The organism is Acidobacteriota bacterium (assembly GCA_026707545.1).
Classification (GTDB): domain Bacteria; phylum Acidobacteriota; class Thermoanaerobaculia; order Multivoradales; family Multivoraceae; genus Multivorans.
In genome coordinates this window covers 93,825-111,795 of sequence record JAPOWR010000005.1, presented here as the reverse complement: position 1 = coordinate 111,795, position 17,971 = coordinate 93,825, and the positions used below count along the sequence as shown (strand labels likewise).

Below are 17,971 nucleotides of genomic sequence, written 5' to 3'. Positions count from 1 at the left end.
CGAACCGCGTTTGGATCTGGTTCGCTCAGGATACATGCGATTCCGTCGAGGAAGGAGTCTCCGCTGAGCAAGTACGATTGCCCGCCATGCGATCCAGCAGACGTTCTCTGGCCTTGACGGTGCCCCTCCTGGCGGCGTTTCTGATCATCGCCTGCGGTCCCACCGACGAAGACTGGCCCGTCTACCTCGGCGACTCGGGCCGCCGGCACTACAGCCCGCTGACCGAGATCGACCGGGACAACGTGAGCGAGCTCGAAGTGGCCTGGGTGTACGACTCGGGCGAGCCGCGGGGCCGCGGCGCCACGATGTACACGAGCCCGCTGGTCATCGACGGAGTGCTCTACGCGCTGTCGCCGAAGCTCGACGCGTTCGCCCTGAACGCCGCGACGGGCGAGGAGATCTGGCGCTCCGACCTGGGCCTGCCCGGCAATGCCCAACGGGGACTCATGTGGTGGGAAGACGGCTCGGACAGGCGCCTCTTCTTCACCCACGGCAAGGATCTGATCGCACTGAGCGCGGACGACGGCACGCCGGTCGAGAGCTTCGGCGACGGAGGCGGCCTCGACCTGACGCCGGACGGGGACAGAAACGGATACTTCTTCGTTTCCGTTCCGGGAGTCGTGTTCGAGGACAAGCTGATCTTCGGCTTCTCGACCAACGAGGACGCGAACGCCTTCCCCGGGTCGATTCGGGCCTTCAGCGCCGTGGACGGCAGCCTGGTCTGGCAGTTCGACACGATTCCAAAGCCCGGCGACTTCGGTTCCGAGACCTGGGCGGAAGGATCGCTCGAGCGGGCCGGCGGCGCCAACGTCTGGACCGGCATGGCGCTGGATGAAGAACGCGGGATCCTGTTCGCGCCGACCGGTTCGGCGACCCCCGACTTCTACGGCGCGAACCGCCTCGGCGACAACCTGTTCTCGGACGCCCTGGTCGCCGTGGACGCGCGCACCGGCGAACTGATGTGGCACTTCCAGGTCGTCCGCCACGACCTGTGGGACAAGGACAATCCGTCGCCGCCGACCCTGGTCCAGCTCGAGCGCGAGGGCCGGGTGATCGACGCCGTGGCGATGACCACGAAGACGGGGCAGCTCTACGTGTTCGACCGGGAGACCGGCGAGTCGATGTACGAGATCCACGAGATCGAGACGCCGATTCCGAGCACCCTGCCGGGCGAGGTGACGGCGCCGACACAGCCGATGTCCGCCGTCGTCATCAGCCGCCAGGACTTCGAGATCACGAACCGCACTCCGGAGGCGCGCGCGTTCGTCGAGGAGCGGATCAAGGACTGGGACCTGCGGCCCTGGGCGCCGCCGAAGGTCGGCACCGTGCTCTTCATGCCCTGGTACGACGGCGGCGGCGAGTGGGGCGGCTCGGCGTTCGACCCGAACACGAACCACCTGATCGTCAACGCGAACGACGTCGCCGGCATCCTGGAACTGACCGAGGTGCCGGTCGGCTTCAGCCGCTACGGCACCTACGCGCTCCACTGCGGCCGTTGCCACGGGCAGAAGCTCGAAGGCACCGACATGGGCGGCCCCCTGCTCGGCGTCGGCGACCGCCTGTCGCGCGGCGAGATGCGCCGGATCATCCGCGAAGGCAGCGGCCGGATGGAGGGTTTCGCGCACCTCAACCGGATCGAGCTGGGCGCGATCGAGGCCTACATCCTGTCGCCGGAGCCCGAGGAGGACGAGCCAAGAGGGGAGCTCGCCTACGCGCTCGGAGGCTACGTCTACCTTCGCGACCACGAGAACCTGCCCGGCAACTCGCCGCCCTGGGGCACGCTGAACTCGATCGACCTCGCGTCCGGCGAGATCGCCTGGAAGGTGCCCTTCGGCGACTACCCCACCCACCCCGGCCTCGGCTTCGGGGCCGTGAACTACGGCGGGCCGGTCGTGACGGCCTCAGGCCTCATCTTCATCGCCGCGACGCCCGACGAGATGTTCCGCGCCTACGACACGCAGAACGGCGAGATCCTCTGGGAAGCGAAGCTGTCGGCAGCCGGCTACTCGACGCCGGCCGTCTACAGCGTGGACGGCAAGCAGTACGTCGTGATCGCCGCCGGCGGCGGGCGAACCGGCGGGCCGTCCGGGGGCGAGTACATCGCGTTCAGCCTGCCGGAGTAGCCGCCCCTGGGTGCGCCGGCACCTCCCAGGCCGCCTGTCTCGGCAGTAATCTATTGCGTCCGGGCAAAAGTGCGGCAGATTTACCCACTCGCACGCCGACGACCGCCCTACAGGTCACGGCGCCATGCCGTGGCGGCGTAGAAAGTCGAGCAGCAGCTCGACGGTCGCATCGCCTTCCTTCGCCATGTTCGGCCGGATCGAGTTGTGGGTGCGGTCGACCAGCCACTCGAACTCGACTTCGGCGCCCGCCGCCTCCATCGCCTCGAACATCTCCACGTTCTGCGTACGGCGGTTCTCGGTGTCGCCGTCGGCGACGGTGATCAGCATCGGCGGCAGGCCGGGCGCGACGTAGCGGATCGGCGAGGCTTCCCGGACGAGTTCCGGGTCAGCACGCCACGTCAGGAGGTGACGCTCGCGGCCGGCGCGCTCGGCGTTCATCAGGCCGGTGATCGGCAGCGACGCGCGGATGTTGCCGAGATCCAGATCCTGGGCCCGGAGGTAGCGCGCGTCGACCGACAAGAGAGCCGCGATGTGGCCGCCCGCGGAGCCTCCCGAGACGGCGATGCGGTCCCGGTCGCCACCGTAGTTCACGATCTGGTCCCAGACCCACCGGAACGCCGCGGCCGCGTCCTCGATGTAGGCGGGGTAGGCGTACTCGGGCGACAGCCGGTAGTTCGGCGCCGCGACGAGATAGCCGAGCGACGCGAACCGCGGTCCCAGGTCGACGAGGCTGTACTTGTCTCCGTTGTAGAGCCCGCCCCCGTGGAAGAAGACGATGACGGGATGCGGGCCATCGCCGGCCGGAATGTAGAGGTCGAGCTTGCCGCGGCCGCCGGCGTAGGCCTCACCGTCGGCGTACTCGAGGTTACGGACGATGCGGATTCCGTTGGTGGCCTCCTCGGCGAAGTCCCAGTTGTCGGGGCCCCGGCGGGTCTTGCGTCCGCGGCCGGCGCCGCCACGGCCGATCGTGTCGAGTTCCTCCGCTGAGAGGACGCCGTCGTCGTCGGCGTCGAGCGCGAAGAGGAGAACGCGCCGGGCCTGGGAGGGGAGTTCGGATGACGCCAGGGTGCCGTCGCCGTCGGCGTCCAGCGCGGCGACGAGTGGTGCCGGGGTGTCCGTCTGAGCGGGTGCCGGCGCCGGAAGCAGCGCGATGGCGAGAGCGGAGGTGACGAAGGAGTGCGGCATCTTCGGGTTCATGGTACAGCGGAGATGAATGGAGCCGGCCTGACGGCCGGCGCGCACTTCTAGCCGCCTGCGGCGGCAAGCGGACCAGCCCCAGAAACACAGCCGCCGGCCAACGGCCGGCGACCTTCCTAACCCCCCAGCAGCAGCCGGGCCCGGGCCGCGATCGCCGCGGCGTTGATGCCGAGGTTCTCGACCAGAGCCCCGTACGGGGCGGAGGCGCCGAAGCGGTCAAGGCCGAGGACGTCGCCTTCCGAACCGGTCCAGCGTTCCCAGCCCAGGGTCGCCGCGGCCTCGACGGCCAGCCGGCGGCTGACGCCGGGCGGCAGCACGTGGTCGCGGTACTCCCGCGGCTGCCCGGCGAAAGCCTCCCAGGAGGGCATGCTGACGACGCGGACGGCGTGGCCTTCCGCTTCGAGCTCGGACGCGGCCTCCAACGTTGGCGCGACCTCGGAGCCGGTGGCGATCAGGATCAGGTCGGGTTCGGCTCCGCCGTCCGCCACAACGTAGGCGCCCCGCGCGACGCCCTCGAGCGCACCGTCGACAGTGGCTTCGAGCACCGGCAGTTTCTGCCGGGTGAGGACGAGGGCGCAGGGGCCCGGCGTCTCGAGCGCGAGAGCCCAGGCCGCGGCGGTCTCGTTCGCGTCCGCGGGCCGGACGACGACGAGCCTCGGCACCGCGCGCAGGTGCGCGAGGTGCTCGATCGGCTGGTGGGTCGGTCCGTCCTCGCCCAGGAAGACGGAGTCGTGCGTAAAGACGTAGATCGCCCGGAGCTCCATCAGCGCGGCCAGGCGGAGACTCGGCTTGAGGTAGTCGAGGAAGCAGAGGAAGGTGCCGCCGTAGGGACGGAACAGGCCGGACAGCGCCAGACCGTTCATCGCCGCGGCCATCGCGTGCTCGCGCACGCCGAAGCGGAAGTGGCGGGTGGGTGCACCTGCCGCGTAGTCGCCCTCGCCTTCGAGCAGCGTGTTGTTCGATCCGGTCAGGTCGGCCGAGCCGCCGGCGAGCTCCGGCACCAGGTCCTTCAGCGCGTTGAGGGTGACCCCGGATGCGGAACGCGTAGCGATCGGGCCACTGTCGGGATCGAAGCGCGGCAGCGCAGCGCGCCAGCCGTCCGGCAGGCCAACGGCGAGACGGCGGTCGAGCTCGGCCGCCGCCTCCGGGTACTCGCGCCGGTAGGACTCCAGCAGTCTCTGCCACTCGGCCGCCGCCTCGGACCCGAAGTCGGCAGCCGGTGCGAAGGCCTCGCGGGCCGCTTCTGGCACGAGGAACTCGGGCTCGAGCGGCCACCCCAGGGCTTCCTTGGTCGCCACCACTTCGTCAGCGCCGAGTGGCGCTCCGTGCGACGACGCACTGTCCTGCTTGTTCGGGCTGCCGTAGCCGATGTGGGTGCGAACCTGGATCAGGCTCGGGCGGTCGGTCTCCGCGAGCGCCGCCTCGAACGCGGCGTCGAGAGCTTCGATGTCGTTGCCGTCCTCCACCGACAACGTGTGCCAGCCGTACGCCTTGTACCGCCCGAGCACGTCCTCGCTGAAGCTCAGGTCCGTCGGACCGTCGATCGTGATCCGGTTCGCGTCGTAGAGCACGTTCAGCTTGCCGAGGCCCAGGTGCCCGGCCATCGAGCAGGCCTCGGAGGCGACGCCTTCCATCAGGTCGCCGTCGCTGGCAAGCACCCAGGTCCGGTGGTTGAACAGAACGTGGCCCGGACGGTTGAAACGCACCGCCAGGAGCTGCTCGGCAATCGCCATGCCGACGGCGGCCGAGATGCCCTGGCCGAGCGGGCCGGTCGTCACCTCGACGCCGGGCGTCAGGCCGTGCTCCGGGTGTCCCGGAGTCAAGGAGCCGTACTGGCGGAAGCTCCGGATCTCGTCGAGACTCAGGTCGTAGCCGGCCAGGTGCAACAGGCCGTAGATCAGGGCCGAGGCGTGGCCGCAGGAGAGGACGAACCGGTCCCGGTTCGGCCACTGGGGATCCCTGGGAGCGAAGCGCAGGTACTTCGTCCACAGCAGAGCCGCCATCGCCGCCTGACCCATCGGCGCGCCGGGATGGCCGCTGTTCGCCCGCTCGACCATGTCGACGGCGAGGAAGCGCAGCGTGTCCGTCGCGACATCCAGCGGCTGGCGCTGGGGCGGCCCGCCGGTCTCGGGCGTTCCGGCGGCCTCGACCTGACTCATCGACGCGTGGTTCCTGTGGATCGTGGGCGCGGCGGACGAAGGCGTGGCGAGGGGCCGGTCAAGCGGCACCAAGCATACACGGGCCCCGGTCCGGCGCGCTGCCGCCTCACCGGGTTACCTTCACGGGAAGCTGGCCGACCAGGACTTGTTGACAGCATTGACAGCGCCATCTACTATCGCCTTCTTTGACAGCGTCTCCATTGAGACCACCAGAAAGAGGGGCCGCCATGCCGCAACTCACTGTCCGCAACGTACCGGTCCAGGTGGTTGCCGCTCTGAAGCTCCAGGCTGCGGCCCGCGGCCGGTCCGCGGAAGCGGAGCACCGGGAGATCCTGCGTCGCGCTCTCGTGGCCGACGGAAGCGACTTCGCCGACCGCGCCGCAGCCATGCGACGACGGCTCCGATCCTCCGTCGACAGCACCGAGACGATTCGGGCCGACCGCGATCGGGATAGCCGGTGAACGGCTGGGTGGTCGATGCCAGCGTCGCGGTGAAGTGGCTGGTTTCCGAGGAGTTCTCCCGCGAGGCGTCTGGCCTGCTCGAGGGAAACGCCACCCTGTTGGCGCCCGAGCTGTTGTTCGCGGAAGCGACGAACGCCCTCTGGGCGATGTGCCGCCGAGGCGACATAGGTCGGGAGGATCTGGCCGGCGCGGTGGCGCTGCTACGGAGGGCGCCCGTGGCGACGCCGGTGCCGATGCGCCAACTCGCCAGCGCCGCCTCTCAACTCAGCATGGATCTCGAGCACCCGACCTACGACTGTTTCTACCTTGCTCTGGCGCTGCAGGAAAGGTACCCGGTCGTCACCGCGGACATGCGCTTTCTCGATCGGGTGCAAGGCCACCCCTATCTGGCGGACTCGATCCGACACATCGGGGACATCGGCGCGAGCTAAAGCAGGGTCGCCGCTTACGGTCCCTACAAGCTGGCAAAGCTACGAGAGCACGGGTTCTCAAAGTCGAATTGGGCGAGCTCCGCCGCGCGAGTCACGGCATCCTTCACTGCCTTGGGGGTGTCAGGGTCGTCCGCATCGAAACCCACGAGGTCACTCAAATCGATGCCCATCGTTTCGATGTGCAGGCTGAACAGGGCCTCCCCGAGCAGGACGCGCTGCAGGCTCACGTTCACGTCCGTGACCGCCCCGACCAGGCGCGGGTACGCCTCCAGGTGCGGGAGCAGATTGCCTTCGTCGTCGTAGTAGCGACGGTCGCCGTCCCGCTGCATCGGCACCAGAGTCGTGGCCATGAACGCGTTCAGGCGGCCGACGTGTTGTTCCAGCGACAGAAGCAGGACTCTGCCCTTCACGACGGCCTGCACCAGACGGCTGTCCAACGACTCGAAGTTCTGGCTGTCGAAAGCGGCCTGGAGGACCCGATCGTCGTACAGGTAGTAGAACTCGCTCAACGGAATGTCCGGTTCCAGGCCCTCCTCGATCTGCCGGACGACCTGTCTGTGCGGCCGCAGTCTCTCCAACTGGTTGCGCAGGGACGAGACGAGGATCTCGAAGTCGCAGATGAGGACCTCGCGGTACTTCAGCGCGACTTCCTGTTCGCGCTCGGTCGCCTGGCGGTTGCCAAGGAGAAACGCCAGGTAGACGCCGACGAACACGACCAGGAGTTCGATCCCGAAGAACGGCAGGTTCCTACGCAACCTGGCGCCGAACCGCGGCAGGGTCGCCGGGGTCTCAGCCATCTCGTCTTCCTGTGCTCGTCGCAGCCGGTTCCAGAACATGACGGAGGTGACGTCGGTCCGTCAGGAGCCGGGGATCCTCAGGGCCTTGAATCAAGATAGCGGTCGACGGCCTTCTCGAGCGCGGCGCTTCGCAGTCCGTTCTCCCTGGCGCGGGTGCGGGCCTCTTCCCGTTCCACACCCTTCCCGGCGACCAGGTAGGCGTAGTACAGGGCTCCGACCCGGTTGCCCGAGGCGCAGTGGACGAGCACCGGGCCGTCCACCTTGTCCATCGCCTCGATGAAGCGCTCGAACGTCTCGGGTTGTTCGAGGCGTTCCGTATCCACCGGCAGGTTCAGATAGGGAACGTCCAGGCTCTGGAGGGCTGCCTGCTCGTCGAAGCCCCGGTTCTCGCCCTCGGCGCGCAGGTCCAGGACGAAGGACAGGCCGTCGGCGGCCATCGCCTTGAGCTGATCCTCGGTCGGCTGGCCGCCGAAGAGGACGCCCGGTTCCGGGTGCTTCGCGCCGCGCAGGCCGTGGTCCTTTTGTTCGGCGGCCAGGGCGGGCGCGGCGAGGACCAGGGCCAGGGCGGTCGAAAGAGACAGGTACCGCATCAGAAGAACCCCAGTTCCAGTTTGGCGGCCTCGCTCATCATCGCCGGATTCCAGGTCGGGTCCCAGACCACCTCGACCTCGGCGCTGCCCACACCCTCGACGTCGCGCACGGTCCGCTCCACATCGGCCGGGAGCGACTCGGCGACCGGGCAGTGCGGCGAGGTCAGGGTCATCTGCAACTTGACGTGCGCTTCCTGATCGATTCGCACGTCGTAGATCAGGCCGAGCTCGTAGATGTCGACGGGGATCTCCGGATCGTAGACCGTCTTCAGCGCCTCGACGATCCGCGCCTCGAGGGCCGGCATGTCGACCGGGGTTCCGGTCGCGGCGGTGTCGTCCATTCTCAAGATCCTCCCGTTGCCGGTACAGCCTACTCGGTGGACACGGCCTCCGCGTCGCCGCCTTCGAGGGCCGCCCGGAGAGCATGCCACGCCAGGGTCGCACACTTGATCCGCACCGGGTAGTCCTTCACGCCGCTCAGCACCTCCAGCTTGCCCAGAGGCACACTGCCGCCTCCGTTGCCGTCGCCGGTCATCAGGGCCAGGAAGGAAGCGATCAGCGCCTCCGCCTGCGGCCGCTCGAGGCCGCGGACGGCCTCGGTCATGAGGGACGCCGACGCGGTCGAGATCGCGCAGCCGACGCCTTCGAAGGTCAGGCCTTCCACCCGATCGCCGTCCATGCGCAGGTAGACCTTGACCTGGTCGCCGCACAGCGGGTTGTAGCCCTCGGCGCAGCTCGAGTTGGGCTCCAGCGCGCCGAAGTTCCGGGGCGCCCGGTAGTGGTCGAGGATGACCTGCTGGTAGAGATCGCGGAGATCGGACATCGCGGTTGCTGCGTAGCCTACGCCGATCAGCCGAAGATCCGGCGCACTTCGTGCAGCCCGGAGACCAGCCGGTCGACTTCCTCGTGGGTGTTGTACATGCCGAACGACGCCCGCACCGTGGCCGGAACGCCGAGCCGCTCCATCAGCGGCTGCGCGCAGTGGTGGCCGGCCCGGATCGCGATGCCCTGCTCGTCCAGGATGGTCGCGGCGTCGTGGGGATGAGCGCCGTCGATGACCAGCGAGAGGACGGCTGCGCGCGGCGATCCGCCTTCTGGCGCCTGCCCCAGCACTCGGACCCAGGGCAGATCGTTCAACTGTTCCAGACTGTGGGAAAGCAGTGCCTGCTCGTGTTGCTCGATCCGCTCGAGGCCGATCGACTCCAGGAACTCGATCGCCACGCCGAGCCCGATCGCCGGTGCGATGCTCGGCGTGCCCGCCTCGAAGCGGTGGGGCGGCACGGTGTACTCGGTGCGCTCGAAGGTCACCCGCGTGATCATCGCGCCGCCGCCGTGATAGGGCGGCATCGAAGCCAGCAGCTCGCCCCGCCCCCACAGCGCGCCGATCCCGCCCGGACCGTACATCTTGTGGCCGGAAAAGGCGTAGAAGTCACAGTCGAGGGCAGCGACGTCGACCTTCATGTGAGGCACGGCCTGCGCCCCGTCGACGACCACGGCGGCGTCCGAGCGGTCGCGAACCAGACGGGCGATCGCGGCCACATCGTTCACGGTACCGAGGGCGTTCGAGACGTGGGCCAGCGCGACCACCCTGGTGCGCTCGCCGATCAGTCCGCCCATCGCGGCCAGGTCGAGGTCGCCGTCGTCCGTGATGGGAGCCGCGCGCACGCGGGCACCGGTCTGCTCGCAGACGAGCTGCCAGGGGACGATGTTCGAGTGGTGCTCCATCTCGGTGAGCAGCACCTCGTCGCCGGGACGCAGCCTCGGCCGCGCGTAGCTCTGGGCGACCAGGTTCAGGCTTTCCGTCGTGCCGCGGGTGAAAACGAGTTCGGAGCTCTTCGACGCTCCAACGAACCGTGCCACCTTGCCGCGAGCCGCCTCGTACTCGTCGGTCGAGCGCTCCGACAGCGCATGAACGCCGCGGTGGGCGTTCGAGTAGTAGGTGCGGTAGCAGTCGCTGACCGCCTCGATCACGGCCTCCGGCCGCTGCGAGCTGGCGGCGTTGTCGAGGTAGACCAGGGGATGGCCGTGAACCTCCTGGTCGAGGATCGGGAAGGAGGCGCGGAGGCGTTCGACGTCGAGCGCCTCGGCCGCGGCAAGCCGCTCCCGTTCCGCCAAGGGCGCCGGAGCCGTCATCGGCCTACCCGTCGCCGCCGCCGTTCAGGCTCGCCAGCAGCCGCCCTTCCAGGTCCTGCCGGAGCGGCTCGTAGGAGGCCTTCTCGACCAGTTCCCGGGCGAAGGCGTAGACGAGCATCCCGTGGGCCTGCTCGCGGCCGATGCCGCGCGCCCGCAGGTAGAAGAGCGCGTCCTCGTCCAGCCGGCCGATCGTCGAACCGTGGGTGCAGCGCACGTCGTCTGCGAAGATCTCGAGCTGCGGGTTGCTGTTGGCAAGCGCCGACTTCGACAGCAGCAGGTTGCGGTTCGTCTGCTTGGCGTCCGTCTTCTGCGCCGCCTGGTGCACGTAGATGCGGCCGTTGAACACCGAGCGCGCCCGGCCGTCCAGGACGCCCTTGTAGAGCTGGTGGCTCGTGGTGTGCGGCTGCCGGTGCTCTACCCGCATGTGGTTGTCCACGAACTGGGAGCCGTCGACGACGTAGAGGCCGTCGAGGGTGCAGTCCGCGCCCTCGCCGTCGAGCGTGGCGGTCGTGTCGTTGCGCACCAGGCCGCCGCCGAAGGCCAGCGACGAGGAATCGAAGGAGGCCGAGCGTTCGAGGTGCGCGTGCTGAAAGCCGAGGTGAAAGGCGTCGGTCGCGTCGGCTTGCAGGCGGGTGTGGTGGAGCACCGAGCCCGCGCCGCAGACGAACTCCGCAGCCGGGCAGACGAAGTAGCCGCCGGCGCCCGGGTCGGCGGCGGCGAAGGTCTCGATCACCGAAGCCTGGCTGTTCTCGCCGGCCACGACCAGCAGGCGCGGGAAGCTGACCTCGACGGCGGCGGGGGCCTTGCCGCCGGCTGCCCGGGTGCCCGACGCCGGCGCGCTGAGCCAAAGCACTTGCAGCGGCTGTTCGACGATCGCTCCGTCCGGGATCACGATCGCCGCGCCGTCCTCGAACAGGCCGGTGTTGAGCGCCGCGAACGGATGCACTCCCGCGTCGGCGCTGCACGAAGCGCTGCCGTCGACGCTGGCTCCGAGATGCTCCACGACCGCCTCCGCGGCGTCGCCGGCGCCGAGTTCCGCAAGAGCCACTGCCTTGACCTGTTGTGGCGGTGACGAGGCCTCCGCCGCGTAGCGACCGTTGACGAAGACCATCCGAGGACAGTCAGCGTAGAGGAAGGGCGCGGCCTCGCCGCCCCGAAGCGACGGCGGCGAAGGGGCGACCGGCGTCGCGCGCAGCAGGGAGCCGAGGTTCGTCTGCCGCCACTCCTCGTCACGGGCAGTCGGGAAGCCCGCGGCCTCGAACCGTTCGATCGCCGCCTGCCGCCGCGCCCGCAGGATCCCCGCCTCGCCGCTGCGGCGGGCATGGAGATCGAGGTACGGAGCGGTGGACGGTCCCCTGGAGACGGTCACCGGCTCAGTCTCCGGACGGACCCTTGGTCAGGCCGGCGTAGCCCTTCTCCTCGAGTTCGAGCGCCAGCTCGCTGCCGCCGGAACGCACGATCCGCCCGTCCAGGAGGACGTGGACGTGATCGGGCACGATGTAGTTGAGCAACCGCTGGTAGTGGGTGATCACGACGAACGCCCGATCTTCGCGACGGAGCGCGTTGACGCCCGCCGCCACCGTCTTCAGCGCGTCGATGTCGAGCCCGGAGTCCGTCTCGTCGAGCACGGCCAGCCGCGGCTCGAGCACGGCCATCTGGAGGATCTCGTTCCGTTTCTTCTCGCCGCCCGAGAAGCCCTCGTTGACCGGGCGCCTGAGCAGCGCCTCGTCCACGTCGACCAGTCCGGCGCGTTCGCGCAGCAACTGGAGGAAGTCCATCGCGTCGAGCTCGTCCTCGCCCCTGGCCTTGCGGATCGCGTTGAGCGCGGCCTTGAGGAAGTAGCTGTTGCCGACGCCGGGGATCTCGACCGGGTACTGGAAGGCCAGGAAGAGGCCGGCATGGGCGCGCTCCTCGGGCGCCATCTCCGCCAGATCCTCCCCGAAGAGCTCCAGCGAGCCCGCGGTGACGTCGTAGTCCTCCTTGCCCGCGAGCACCTGGGCCAGCGTGCTCTTGCCCGAGCCGTTCGGCCCCATCACGGCGTGGACCTCGCCGGCTTTCACCTCCAGGTCCACACCCTTCAGGATTTCCTGCTCTTCGACCCTCGCGTGAAGGTCCCTCACCCTCAGCATTGCTGTATGTCTCCGTGCGGCGTCTTCCCAGCCGCTTGCGGTCCCGGCAACCCCGGCTCCCGAAAGGGTCAGCCGACGCTGCCCTCGAGGCTGACCTCGAGCAGCTTCTGTGCCTCCACGGCGAACTCCATCGGGAGTTCGCGGAACACTTCCTTGCAGAACCCGTTGACGATCATCGAAACGGCATCCTCGGTGTCGATGCCTCTCTGGTTGCAGTAGAAAATCTGGTCTTCGCCGATCTTCGACGTCGACGCCTCGTGCTCCATCTGGGCGCTCGGATTGGCGACGTCGATGTAGGGGAAGGTGTGAGCTCCACAGCGGTCCCCGATCAGCATCGAGTCGCACTGCGAGAAGTTCCTGGCGTCCTCGGCCGAGCGGAGGATCCGCACCGACCCGCGGTACGTGTTCTGGCCTTCGCCGGCCGAGATCCCCTTCGAGATGATCGTGCTCGAGGTCCGTTTGCCGACGTGGATCATCTTCGTCCCGGTGTCCGCCTGCTGGCGGTTGTTCGAGACCGCCACGGAGTAGAACTCGCCCACCGAGTCGTCGCCCCTGAGGATGCAGCTCGGGTACTTCCAGGTCACCGCCGAGCCGGTCTCGACCTGGGTCCAGGAGATCTTGCTGCGCCGGCCCTCGCACAGGCCGCGCTTGGTCACGAAGTTGTAGATGCCGCCCACGCCTTCCTTGTCGCCCGGGTACCAGTTCTGAACGGTCGAGTACTTGATCTGGGCGTCTTCGTGGGCGATCAGCTCGACGACGGCCGCGTGCAACTGGTTCTCGTCGCGCATCGGCGCGGTGCAGCCTTCCAGGTAGCTGACGTAGCTGCCTTCCTCCGCGATGATCAGGGTACGCTCGAACTGGCCCGTGTTCATTGCGTTGATCCGGAAGTAGGTCGACAGCTCCATCGGGCAGCGGACGCCCTTCGGGATGTAGACGAAGGAACCGTCGGAGAACACGGCCGAGTTCAGGGCGGCGAAGAAGTTGTCCCGGCGCGGCACGACCGTTCCCAGGTACTTGCGCACCAGGTCCGGATGGTCCTGCACCGCCTCGGAGAACGAGCAGAAGATGACGCCGAGTTCCGCCAGCTTCTCGCGGAACGTCGTCGCCACGGAGACGCTGTCGAACACCGCGTCGACCGCCACGCCCGCCAGCATCTCCTGCTCCTTGAGCGGGATGCCGAGCTTCTCGTAGGTGGCCAGGATCTCGGGATCGATCTCGTCGAGGCTCTTGGGCCGGTCGTCGTCGCTCTTCGGCGCCGCGTAGTAGCAGATCGACTGATAGTCGATCGGCTCGTAGCGCACGTTCGCCCACGTCGGCTCGACCATCTTCTGCCAGCCCCGGTAGGCCGCAAGCCGCCAGTCGAGCAACCACTGCGGCTCGTTCTTCTTCGCCGAGATGAAGGCGATGATCTCCTCGCTCAGGCCCGGCGGCGCCGTGTCCTGCTCGACGTCGGTGACGAAGCCGTACTCGTAGTCGCGTTCGGCGAGTGCTCCGATCGTGTCCGCGGCGGTCGGCATCAGGTGCTGCTCCCCAGCGGAATCAGGGACTCGGCGACCCGGCCGGGCGCGCCGGCCATGAAGTCCGCCTGGGCCATCTCGGCGATCTTGATGTCCTCGAGCGCTCCGCGTACGGCGCGGTCGATCCGTTGCCAGTTGTCGCGGACGCGACAAAACGCCTCGTACGAACATTCGTGTTCCGAGTGTTCGCTGCACTGGGTCAGGGCGATGGGACCCTCGAGCGCGAAGATCACGTGCGCGACGCTGATCTCCGCCGCCGAACGCGCGAGTTCGTAGCCGCCGTGCACTCCGCGGTGAGACACCAGCAGGCCGGCCTTGGCGAGCAGCTTGAGGATCTTGCTGACCATCGGCGCCGGCAGGTGGGTCTGCACCGCCAGCTCCGCGGCGGCGGCCTGCCCGGTCGACGCGAGCTGGGTCATCAGGACGATGCCGTAGTCGGCTTGCTTGGTCAGTCGGATCATGGCGGTGAAACGGGGACCCGAATAGTCCCGATTCCGAGATTAGCATGGGAAAGCAGTGTGTCAACGTAGCGGTGAAGCGATGTCCTGGTTCACTCCGACACTGCTGATCTGGTGCGGGCTGACCGTGCCGGTGCTGGTCTACGGCCTGATGGGCCGGGACACGACAGGTCGATTGGGCGGCGTGCCCCGGGGCCCCCTGGTCGACGCCCGCTGGGGCTGGTTCTGGATGGAGCTGCCCGCCATGCTGGTCTTTCCGGCGGTGTACCTCGCGGCCGGCGAGCGCCACAGGGTCGGCGACGTCCTGGTCGGCCTCTGGCTTGCCCACTACCTTCACCGCACGCTGGTCTGGCCACTGATCGTCCAGCGTCAGGCGCGCCCGTTCCCGGCCGCGACCGCCTGTGCCGGCGCGGCCTTCAACCTCGTCAACGGCGCGTTCCTGGGCTGGCACCTGGCGCGGTTCGCCGACTATCCGGAGGACTGGTTCTCCGATCCAAGGTTCGGAGCCGGCGCCGCGCTCTTCATTCTCGGAGCGGTGCTCAACATCTCTTCCGACTACCGCCTGTCATCGCTGCGGGCCAGGGCCTCAGGCGGTGCCGTCCTGCCCCGAGGCGGCGCTTTCGACTACGTGTCGTGCCCCAACCTGGCCGGGGAGATCGTCGAGTGGGTCGGTTTCGCCCTGATGAGCTGGTCGTTGCCGGGCCTGGCGTTCGCGTTGTGGACGGCGGCCAACCTGGTCCCAAGGGCACTGTGGCGTCACCGCTGGTACCGGGAGAGATTCCCCGGCTATCCCGCGCGCCGCCGGGCGCTCATCCCCGGCCTGCTCTGAGGCCGGGTCTCAGTCGTTCCCGTCCCCGCCGGACGCCGGCGCCAGGCGTTCCGCCTCCCGGCTGTCGCCGAGCAGCACGGCAACCCAGCGGAACTCCTCCGTGTTCTCGAGCAGGATCTTGACCACCATCGTCAGCGGCACTGACAGCAGCATCCCGACCGGTCCCCACACCCAGCCCCAGAAGACGAGGGAAAGGACGACCACCAGGGTCGAGAGGCCGAGCCTCCGGCCCAGAAGCGGCGGCTCGATGAAGTTGCCGATCACCATGTTGACGACCAGGTAGCCCAGGGCGACGAGCAGCGCCCGGCCGACGCCGATCTGGACCATGGCCAGGAGGGTCGTCGGCACCGCCGCGATGATCGACCCGAGGTTGGGAATGAAGTTGAGGACGAAGGCCACGAGTCCCCAGAACACCGCGAACTCGACGCCAAGCACTCCGACCCAGATGCCGATCAGCAGGCCCGTGGCCAGACTGATCACCGTCTTGATCCCCATGTAGTGCTGGATCTCGTGCATGGCGCGGGCGAAGCGCGCCTCGGCGCCGGCGCTGCCGAAGGCCGCGCGCACCTTGGGACCGAAGGTCGCCGCCTCGAAGAGGGTGAAGATGACGATCAGCGAGATGACGAGGAACGACGAAAGCGCGGCCGTCGTCGTCCGCAAGGTCCGGTTCACGAAGTCGACCAGGAAACCGGGCTCGAAACGCGAGACCAGCGCCTGCGAAAGGGAGTCGTCGCCCGCCCGCCAATTGGCGACGGGCACACCCCGCTCCTCGAGCCACTCGCCGCCGTCTTCGATCCACTCCGTCAGGGTGGACTGGATCTCGCCCATCTCGCCCGCGACCTGGTTCGCGGTGGAACCGACCAGATAGCCGGCAAGGGCGATGACCAGCAGATCCATCAGGATCGTGCCGAGAACGGCGACGATCATCGGCAGGCGTTGCTGCAGCCAGGTCAGGACGGGCAGGCTGATCGCGGCGATGAAGACCGCGACCAGGAACGGGATCATGATCGACGACGCGGCCCGGAGACCGGCGACCAGAACGACGACGCAGGCCGCGACGACCAGGAGCCGGATCGGCGCCCCGAAGTCGCGGGTCGGTTCGCTTGGATTCGTAGCCATCGCTCGACCAGAGTGTAGCCGCGTCACGGCCGCCAGAAGGCGACCGCTGCACGCGCGCCGAGGAGTCCTACGGCGTCAACCTGCGGCGGCGCGGTGGTCCTCGACCAGGCCGTCGACGACGGCCGGTTCGGCCAGGGTCGTCACGTCGCCGAGATCGTCGTACTCGCCGGCGGCGATCTTGCGCAACACGCGACGCATGATCTTGCCGGAGCGGGTCTTCGGCAGACCGGCGGCGATGTGGATGCGGTCCGGCGTCGCGATCGGTCCGATCACCGTGCGCACCTGCTGCCGGAGTTCGGCCACAAGCCCGGCCTGCTCCCGGCTCTCCGCCTCCGGCGTGATCAGCACGTAGGCGTAGATGCCGACGCCCTTGATCTCGTGCGGGCAACCGACCACCGCCGCCTCGGCCACCGCGTCGTGCGCGACCAGGGCGCTCTCGATCTCGGCCGTTCCCAGCCGGTGCCCGGACACGTTGAGCACGTCGTCGACGCGGCCGGTGATCCAGTAGTAGCCGTTCTCGTCCCGCCGGCAGCCGTCGCCGGTGAAGTACATGCCGGGATAGGTGCTGAAGTACGTCTCCACGAAGCGCTGGTGGTCGCCGTAGATCGTCCGGGCCTGGCCGGGCCAGGAGCGCTTGAGGCAGAGATTGCCGCTCCGGTCGTTGCCTTCCAGTTCGTTGCCGTCGGCATCCACGAGGACCGGCTCGACGCCGAAGAAGGGAAGCGTCGCGGAGCCGGGGACCAGCGGCGTGGCACCCGGCAGCGGAGTGATCAGGATGCCGCCCGTCTCCGTCTGCCACCAGGTGTCGACGACCGGACAGTCGCCGTTTCCGACGACATCGTGGTACCAGTTCCAGACCTCGGGGTTGATCGGTTCGCCGACCGAACCGAGAACCCGCAGCGAACCGCGGTCGTAGGCCGTGACCCACTGGTCGCCCTCGCGGGCGATCGCCCGCAGCGCGGTCGGGGCGGTGTAGAAGAGGGTCACCCCCAGGTCGTCGACGACCTGCCAGTAGCGGCCCGGGTCCGGATAGGTCGGCACCGACTCGAACATGACGCTGGTCGCGCCGTTCGCGAGCGGGCCGTAGACGATGTAGCTGTGTCCAGTGACCCAGCCGATGTCCGCGGCGCAGAAGTGGATGTCGTCGTCGTGGTGGTCGAAGATCAGCCGGTGCGTCATCGAAGCGTAAAGCAGATAGCCGCCGGTGGTGTGGAGCACGCCCTTCGGCTTGCCGGTCGAGCCGCTGGTGTAGAGCACGAACAGGGGCGCCTCGGCGTCGAGCCGGGCCACCGGCGCGGTCGCCCGCTGCTTCGCCGTCTCCTCGTGGAGCCACAGGTCGCGCCCCGGCGTCATCGGCACCTCGGCGTCGGTGCGCCGCGCGACCAGCATGTGCTCGACCAGGTCCAGTCCCACGACGGCCCGATCGCAGGTCGCCTTCAGCGGGATCGTCCGGCCGCCCCGCAGGCCCTCGTTCGCGGTGACCAGCAGCCGGCAACCCGCGTCGACGATCCGCTCGCGCAGGCTGTCGGCCGAGAAACCGGCGAAGACGACCGAATGCACCGCGCCGACCCGGGCGCAGGCGAGCATCGTGTAGGCCAGTTCCGGAATCATCGGCAGGTAGATACAGACCCGGTCTCCCTGCCCGATCCCGAGCGACGTCAGTACATTGGCGATCCGGCACACGTTGCGCTTCAGTTCGCGGTAGCTGATGCGGTGGTAGCGGCCCGGTTCGTCCTCCACCCAGATCAGGGCGGTCTTGTCGGGCCGGGCCGCGGCATGGCGGTCGACGCAGTTGGCGCAGGCGTTGAGCACGCCGTCCTCGAACCAGGCGAAGTCCACGGCGTCGAAGTCCCAGCGGCCGGCCGACCGTGGCGCGGTGAACCAGTCGAGCGAAGCCGTCTGTTCGAACCAGAAGCCGTCCGGATCCTCGATCGACTGCCGGTACAGGGCCTCGTAGGCGTCCATCCCGTCCACATGGGCGCGGCCGCTGGAAGACATCGCACTCTTGACGGGAATCATCCGACTCTC

17 protein-coding genes are annotated in these 17,971 nt (G+C 68.6%); 4 read left to right on the top strand and 13 right to left on the bottom strand.

What is annotated here, in order from left to right:
- Window positions 1–86 precede the first annotated feature (86 nt).
- The gene (locus OXG83_16555) at window positions 87–2,123 is read left to right on the top strand and encodes a PQQ-binding-like beta-propeller repeat protein (protein ID MCY3966637.1); all 2,037 of its coding nucleotides are present in this window, start codon (window positions 87–89) and stop codon (window positions 2,121–2,123) included.
- A 114-nt stretch (window positions 2,124–2,237) separates the two neighbouring features.
- On the opposite strand, the gene OXG83_16550 is transcribed toward OXG83_16555, so the two are convergent.
- Both OXG83_16550 and tkt read right to left on the bottom strand, forming a co-directional pair.
- Window positions 2,238–3,320 (bottom strand): alpha/beta hydrolase, encoded by a 1,083-nt coding sequence (locus OXG83_16550; GenBank protein ID MCY3966636.1) that lies wholly within the window; start codon window positions 3,318–3,320, stop codon window positions 2,238–2,240.
- Between the two features lie 116 nt (window positions 3,321–3,436).
- On the bottom strand, window positions 3,437–5,479 hold the full coding sequence (tkt, locus tag OXG83_16545) for a transketolase (protein MCY3966635.1): 2,043 nt from the start codon (window positions 5,477–5,479) through the stop codon (window positions 3,437–3,439).
- 227 nt (window positions 5,480–5,706) lie between these two features.
- Here tkt and OXG83_16540 point away from each other — a divergent pair, with 227 nt between their 5' ends.
- Window positions 5,707–5,940 (top strand): hypothetical protein, encoded by a 234-nt coding sequence (locus OXG83_16540; protein MCY3966634.1) that lies wholly within the window; start codon window positions 5,707–5,709, stop codon window positions 5,938–5,940.
- Complete coding sequence (locus OXG83_16535) at window positions 5,937–6,371, top strand: type II toxin-antitoxin system VapC family toxin (GenBank protein ID MCY3966633.1); 435 nt, start codon at window positions 5,937–5,939, stop codon at window positions 6,369–6,371. The genes OXG83_16540 and OXG83_16535 overlap by 4 nt, the downstream gene beginning before the upstream one ends.
- 23 nt (window positions 6,372–6,394) lie before the next feature.
- On the opposite strand, the gene OXG83_16530 is transcribed toward OXG83_16535, so the two are convergent.
- The 9 genes from OXG83_16530 to OXG83_16490 form a co-directional block, all read right to left on the bottom strand.
- Window positions 6,395–7,168, bottom strand: a complete 774-nt coding sequence (locus OXG83_16530) for a hypothetical protein (GenBank protein ID MCY3966632.1) — start codon at window positions 7,166–7,168, stop codon at window positions 6,395–6,397.
- A 77-nt stretch (window positions 7,169–7,245) separates the two neighbouring features.
- On the bottom strand, window positions 7,246–7,758 hold the full coding sequence (locus OXG83_16525) for a sulfur transferase domain-containing protein (GenBank protein ID MCY3966631.1): 513 nt from the start codon (window positions 7,756–7,758) through the stop codon (window positions 7,246–7,248).
- Window positions 7,758–8,099 carry an SUF system Fe-S cluster assembly protein gene (locus tag OXG83_16520; protein ID MCY3966630.1) on the bottom strand — a complete coding sequence of 114 codons (342 nt, stop codon included), beginning with the start codon at window positions 8,097–8,099 and terminating at the stop codon, window positions 7,758–7,760. The genes OXG83_16525 and OXG83_16520 overlap by 1 nt, the downstream gene beginning before the upstream one ends.
- A gap of 29 nt (window positions 8,100–8,128) precedes the next feature.
- Window positions 8,129–8,581 carry an SUF system NifU family Fe-S cluster assembly protein gene (locus OXG83_16515; protein ID MCY3966629.1) on the bottom strand — a complete coding sequence of 151 codons (453 nt, stop codon included), beginning with the start codon at window positions 8,579–8,581 and terminating at the stop codon, window positions 8,129–8,131.
- A gap of 26 nt (window positions 8,582–8,607) precedes the next feature.
- Window positions 8,608–9,891 carry a cysteine desulfurase gene (locus tag OXG83_16510; GenBank protein ID MCY3966628.1) on the bottom strand — a complete coding sequence of 428 codons (1,284 nt, stop codon included), beginning with the start codon at window positions 9,889–9,891 and terminating at the stop codon, window positions 8,608–8,610.
- Between the two features lie 4 nt (window positions 9,892–9,895).
- Window positions 9,896–11,260, bottom strand: coding sequence for a Fe-S cluster assembly protein SufD (sufD, locus tag OXG83_16505; protein ID MCY3966627.1), 1,365 nt, complete (start codon window positions 11,258–11,260; stop codon window positions 9,896–9,898).
- Between the two features lie 4 nt (window positions 11,261–11,264).
- Window positions 11,265–12,020 carry a Fe-S cluster assembly ATPase SufC gene (sufC, locus tag OXG83_16500; protein MCY3966626.1) on the bottom strand — a complete coding sequence of 252 codons (756 nt, stop codon included), beginning with the start codon at window positions 12,018–12,020 and terminating at the stop codon, window positions 11,265–11,267.
- Window positions 12,021–12,088: 68 nt separating this feature from the next.
- On the bottom strand, window positions 12,089–13,537 hold the full coding sequence (sufB, locus tag OXG83_16495; GenBank protein ID MCY3966625.1) for a Fe-S cluster assembly protein SufB: 1,449 nt from the start codon (window positions 13,535–13,537) through the stop codon (window positions 12,089–12,091).
- Window positions 13,537–13,998 (bottom strand): SUF system Fe-S cluster assembly regulator, encoded by a 462-nt coding sequence (locus tag OXG83_16490; GenBank protein ID MCY3966624.1) that lies wholly within the window; start codon window positions 13,996–13,998, stop codon window positions 13,537–13,539. The genes sufB and OXG83_16490 overlap by 1 nt, the downstream gene beginning before the upstream one ends.
- A gap of 79 nt (window positions 13,999–14,077) precedes the next feature.
- Here OXG83_16490 and OXG83_16485 point away from each other — a divergent pair, with 79 nt between their 5' ends.
- A complete protein-coding gene (locus tag OXG83_16485; protein MCY3966623.1) occupies window positions 14,078–14,824 on the top strand; it encodes a 3-oxo-5-alpha-steroid 4-dehydrogenase in 747 nt (248 codons plus the stop codon).
- Between the two features lie 9 nt (window positions 14,825–14,833).
- Here the strand turns inward: OXG83_16485 and OXG83_16480 are convergent, their stop codons facing one another.
- Both OXG83_16480 and acs read right to left on the bottom strand, forming a co-directional pair.
- Window positions 14,834–15,943 carry an AI-2E family transporter gene (locus OXG83_16480; GenBank protein ID MCY3966622.1) on the bottom strand — a complete coding sequence of 370 codons (1,110 nt, stop codon included), beginning with the start codon at window positions 15,941–15,943 and terminating at the stop codon, window positions 14,834–14,836.
- Between the two features lie 75 nt (window positions 15,944–16,018).
- Window positions 16,019–17,962, bottom strand: coding sequence for an acetate--CoA ligase (gene acs, locus OXG83_16475; GenBank protein ID MCY3966621.1), 1,944 nt, complete (start codon window positions 17,960–17,962; stop codon window positions 16,019–16,021).
- Between the last annotated feature and the right edge of the window lie 9 nt (window positions 17,963–17,971).

Coding starts and splice junctions, on each gene's coding strand:
- OXG83_16555 (MCY3966637.1), top strand. CDS start 87: ATGCGATCCAGCAGACGTTCTCTGGCCTTGACGGTGCCCCTCCTGGCG.
- OXG83_16550 (MCY3966636.1), bottom strand. CDS start 3,320: ATGAACCCGAAGATGCCGCACTCCTTCGTCACCTCCGCTCTCGCCATC.
- tkt (MCY3966635.1), bottom strand. CDS start 5,479: ATGAGTCAGGTCGAGGCCGCCGGAACGCCCGAGACCGGCGGGCCGCCC.
- OXG83_16540 (MCY3966634.1), top strand. CDS start 5,707: ATGCCGCAACTCACTGTCCGCAACGTACCGGTCCAGGTGGTTGCCGCT.
- OXG83_16530 (MCY3966632.1), bottom strand. CDS start 7,168: ATGGCTGAGACCCCGGCGACCCTGCCGCGGTTCGGCGCCAGGTTGCGT.
- OXG83_16525 (MCY3966631.1), bottom strand. CDS start 7,758: ATGCGGTACCTGTCTCTTTCGACCGCCCTGGCCCTGGTCCTCGCCGCG.
- OXG83_16520 (MCY3966630.1), bottom strand. CDS start 8,099: ATGGACGACACCGCCGCGACCGGAACCCCGGTCGACATGCCGGCCCTC.
- OXG83_16515 (MCY3966629.1), bottom strand. CDS start 8,581: ATGTCCGATCTCCGCGATCTCTACCAGCAGGTCATCCTCGACCACTAC.
- OXG83_16510 (MCY3966628.1), bottom strand. CDS start 9,891: ATGACGGCTCCGGCGCCCTTGGCGGAACGGGAGCGGCTTGCCGCGGCC.
- sufC (MCY3966626.1), bottom strand. CDS start 12,020: ATGCTGAGGGTGAGGGACCTTCACGCGAGGGTCGAAGAGCAGGAAATC.
- sufB (MCY3966625.1), bottom strand. CDS start 13,537: ATGCCGACCGCCGCGGACACGATCGGAGCACTCGCCGAACGCGACTAC.
- OXG83_16490 (MCY3966624.1), bottom strand. CDS start 13,998: ATGATCCGACTGACCAAGCAAGCCGACTACGGCATCGTCCTGATGACC.
- OXG83_16485 (MCY3966623.1), top strand. CDS start 14,078: ATGTCCTGGTTCACTCCGACACTGCTGATCTGGTGCGGGCTGACCGTG.
- OXG83_16480 (MCY3966622.1), bottom strand. CDS start 15,943: ATGGCTACGAATCCAAGCGAACCGACCCGCGACTTCGGGGCGCCGATC.
- acs (MCY3966621.1), bottom strand. CDS start 17,962: ATGATTCCCGTCAAGAGTGCGATGTCTTCCAGCGGCCGCGCCCATGTG.